Annotated in this window: 1 protein-coding gene; it reads left to right on the top strand. The window is 43.8% G+C overall.

All coding sequences use genetic code 11. The features are described 5' to 3' along the window. Positions 1-4,720 (top strand): non-ribosomal peptide synthetase (locus HDE68_RS26305; protein WP_183885699.1); only part of this gene is annotated, 4,720 nt, incomplete at both ends.

Here is a 4,720-nt window from a genome sequence, read left to right as displayed (position 1 = left end):
CTTATTATACAGCAGCAGAAGCTATAGCGGATTTAAAACAGCGTCTTCAGGATATACTTCCTGATTATATGCTGCCTTCTTATTATGTTCATTTACCAGCATTCCCGCTCACAGCAAATGGGAAAATAGATCGCCGGGCACTTCCTGAAGTTGTGTTGGATAAAGCAGATAATTATCAGGCTCCATCGAGCCCATTGGAACATACGCTTGTTGGGATCTGGTCTGAGATTCTGAAAATAGATCAGGATAAGATCAGTGTGAACAGAAGTTTCTTTGATGTTGGAGGTCATTCGCTGAAAGCGATGATCATGGTTAACCGTATTTGGAAAAAGACAGGGATAGAAGTGTCTTTAAAAGCAGTTTTCAGCCATCAGGATATCCGGAGTTTATCAGTTTATATTGGTGAATTGGTACCTGGCTCGGTTTATTCCGCTATTCCTTTAACCGTAAAGAAAACCCATTATGTACTGTCTTCTGCCCAAAAGCGGATGTATTTTCTGTATGAATTTGACCGTGATTCACTGGCTTACAATATGCCACAGGCTTCCTGGCTTAGTGGAGAACTGGATCAGGAGCGTCTGGCTGGTGCTTTTCAGGCTTTAATCAGGCGACATGAGGTACTCAGAACTACGATAGTGATGATCGGAGATGAACCATTCCAGGTAATTGGTGATGGTTCAAATTTTTCAATTACGGATTACCAGGCGCGGCGGGAAGAAGTAGCGGGGGTGATGGAGAGTTTTATCCGGCCTTTTGACCTGGGAAAAGGTCCTTTACTGCGTGTGGGGCTGGTTCATGTGCCAGGTGGAGACTCGCTTCTGATGGTGGATATGCATCATATCATTACTGATGGTGTTTCTCAGGGAATTCTAATTCGTGATTTTATGGCTTTATATGCCGGAGAAGATTTACCTGCTCCGGGTTTGCAGTATAAAGACTATGCCGAATGGCAACAGAGTGTTATCGCTCAGGATCGTATAGCAGAACAAAGGTCTTTCTGGTTATCCGAGTATCAGGATCTTCCTGAAGTACTGGATTTACCTTTGGACTATGCGCGTCCGGATCATCGTAACCACCGTGGAGATAATTATAGTTTTGAACTGGATGAACAGGCTACAACCTCGCTTCGCTATTTAGGTGAACAGCATGGCGCAACATTATATACCGTTTTGTTATCGGTTTATACGATTCTTCTTGGACGTTTGAGCAGAAGCGAGGATGTGGTAGTCGGTACACCAATCGCCGGTCGTCGTCATGCAGATCTTGATGGGATGATCGGGATGTTTGTCAATACGCTTGCCTTGCGTAATTATCCTTTAGGGGAGCTGAGTTTCGAAGATTTTCTGGCCGGGGTGAGTTCACGAACGCTATCTTGTTTTGACCATCAGGATTTTCAGTATGAGGATCTGGTAGATGAACTGAATCTTCCCCGTAATCTGGGGCGTAGTCCATTGATCGAGGTCATGTTTTCTTATGAAAATTTTGAGCGCGAAGAATTGGTCATTCCGGGTTTAACGTTGAATTCTTATCAGCAGGAAGGGGAGATGAGTTCAAAATTTGATCTGTCCCTTGCTGCGGGTGAAGATTCGGGTAAACTATACCTGAGTTTGAGTTACTCCGCAGAATTGTTTAAAGAGACGACGATCAGTCGTTTCGCAGCTTATTTTAAACATATTGTCGGGCAGGTTTTAGCTGCTCCGGATATCAGGTTAAGTGAAATTGGTTTACTTGTTCCAGCTGAGCGTTCGCGTTTACTGGAACTGGGGACAGGTGCAATACCTGCTTATTCTGCTAACCAGACAATTGTTCAGTTGTTTGAAGCACAGGTTTTGCAAAGCCCGGATGCAGTAGCTCTGGTTTTTGAGGATCAGGCATTGAGCTACCAGGAACTTGATGAGCAGTCAGATCAGTTAAGTTTGTTTTTAGCAGGTCGGGGAGTTGTTAGCGGAACAGTGATCGGACTGCTGCTTGAACGTTCACCTGATATGATCATCGGGATTTTAGGTATTCTAAAAGCGGGTGGTACTTATGTGCCGATTGACAGCGTTTTACCACAGGAGCGTATTCTTTATATGTTAACAGACAGTGGTTCAGGGTTTCTGTTAACTTCCTCAGCTTATGCTGAACTTTATCAGGACCATATTTCAGTGCTGGATATTGATGAAGTTAAAACAGAGGACAGTTTAAAAGGGATTCAGCTTCTGGTGAGTGAACCCGAGGACCTGGTTTATATCATTTATACTTCAGGAAGTAGCGGAAAACCTAAAGGAGTGATGGTGAACAATGTTTCCCTGGTTAATTATATACAAAGTCAGCTGAACTTATTTAAAATAGACAATACTGACCGTATCCTTCAGTTCTCGACAATCAGTTTTGATGCTTCAGTTGAGCAGATCTGGCTGGCCTTGTTAAGCGGAGCAGGTTTGGTTTTGATCGGAAAGGAAGTGCTTACAGATCAGGCACTGTTGAATTCTTATTTGCATGACCACCAGGTTACTCACCTGCATACTACGCCTTCGTTTTTAGAAAGTATCAGTCTGTCAGAACCTAATAACCTGCGTCGTATTATAGCCGCAGGGGAGGTTTGCAGAGCAGAACTGGCTAACCGTTACCTGGAGAAATATGATTTTTACAATAAATATGGTCCTACAGAATGCACTATAAGTTGTCTTATTTATCGGGCAACGCAGATGATAAGCTCTGGTTCGGGAGTTCCTGTTGGCCGTCCGGTAACTGGAACCAGTGTTTATATTCTGGATCAGTATCAGGGATTAAGTCCTGAGGGAGTAGCCGGAGAGCTTTATGTATCAGGTTTAGGGCTGGCAAGCGGTTATGTGAATAATATAGCTTTAACAGCAGAGAAGTTTGTAGAGAATCCTTTTGAACCGGGTAGTCTGATGTACCGTACGGGTGATTTAGTTCGCTGGACGGAAGACGGAAATATTGACTACCTGGGCCGTATTGATGACCAGGTGAAGATCCGTGGTTACCGGATCGAGCCCGGAGAGATTGAAGTGGTGATCAGCGGACTGGAAGAAATCAATCAGGCTTTGGTGCTGGTTAAAGAGCAGGGAGATGATAAATACCTGGTGGCTTATTATACAGCAGCAGAAGCTGTAGCGGATTTAAAACAACGTCTTCAGGATTTACTTCCTGATTATATGTTACCTTCTTATTATGTTCATTTACCAGCATTCCCACTCACAGCAAACGGTAAAATAGATCGCCGGGCACTTCCTGAGATTGTATTGAATACAGAAGATAGTTATCAGGGGCCATCCAATCTGATAGAAACGAAACTACTAAGTATCTGGTCTGAAATCCTGAAAATAGATGAGGATAAAATCAGTGTAAACAGGAGCTTCTTTGATCTGGGTGGTCATTCGCTGAAAGCAATGAGTCTGGTCAACCGGATCCGTAAAGAGCTAGGGACAGAAGTATCTTTAAAAGTAATTTTCAGCCATCAGGATATCCGGAGTTTATCAGCTTATATCCTTGAAATGGCATTCGGATCAGATTATAACGTTATTCCTTTGGTTGCAGAGAAAACACATTACGTACTTTCTTCTGCTCAAAAGCGGTTATATTTTCTGTATGAATTTGACCGTGATTCACTGGCTTATAATATGCCGCAGGCCGCCTGGCTTAGCGGAGAACTGGATCGGGAACGTCTGGCTGGTGCTTTCCAGGCTTTAATCAGGCGACATGAGGTCTTCAGAACTACAATAGTGATGATTGAAGATGAACCATTCCAGGTAGTTGGTGATGGTGAAGGATTCTCCATCACGGATTACCAGGCGCAGCGGGAAGATGTCACAGCTGTGGTGGAAAGTTTTATCCGGCCTTTTGACCTGGGACAAGGTCCTATACTGCGCGTAGGGCTGGTTCATGTGCCTGGAGGAGAATCGCTTTTGATGGTGGATATGCATCATATCATTACTGATGGTGTTTCTCATGGGATTTTGATCCGTGATTTTATGGCTTTATATGCCGGAGAAGATTTACCTGCTCCAGGTTTACAATATAAAGATTATGCAGAATGGCAGCAGAGTGCTATAGAGCAGGACCGGATGGCAAAACAAAGATCTTTCTGGCTATCAGAATACCAGGATCTTCCCGAAGCGCTTGATCTTCCTTTAGACTATGCGCGTCCTAAACAGGCTGAGCATCAGAGTGGAAGTTACAGTTTTGAGCTGGATGAGCAGACCACACGTTCAATCAGCCGTTTGGGTGAAGAACAGGGTGCAACGCTGTTTATGGTTTTACTCTCAGTTTATACCATTTTGCTGAGCCGGTTGGGTAACCGGGAGGATGTAGTGGTGGGTATACCAACCGCCGGTCGTCGCCATGCGGATCTGGAAGGAGTTATCGGTGTTTTTATCAATATGCTCGCACTGCGTAATTATCCTGTAGGGGATTTGAGTTTCAAGGATTTCCTTGCTGAGGTGAGCTCACGTACATTATCTTGTTTTGACCACCAGGATTTTCAGTATGAGGATCTGGTGGATGAATTGAAACTTCCACGTAACACTGGCCGTAATCCACTTTTTGAGGCTACGTTTTCTTATCAGAACTATGAGTCAGAATCTCTGTCAATTCCAGGATTAGCTTTATCACCTTATGAACAGGAAGCAGGAGGTATTTCCAAATTTGACTTGTCTTTATTTGCTTCAGAGCATTCCGGATGTTTGTATTTGAGTTTGGTTTATTCTACTGCGCT

The sequence above is a fragment of the Pedobacter cryoconitis genome (genome assembly GCF_014200605.1).
GTDB classification, from domain to species: Bacteria; Bacteroidota; Bacteroidia; order Sphingobacteriales; family Sphingobacteriaceae; genus Pedobacter; species Pedobacter cryoconitis_B.
The sequence above is the reverse complement of the archived record's forward strand: the minus strand, read 5'-3'. Positions and strand labels throughout refer to the sequence as shown.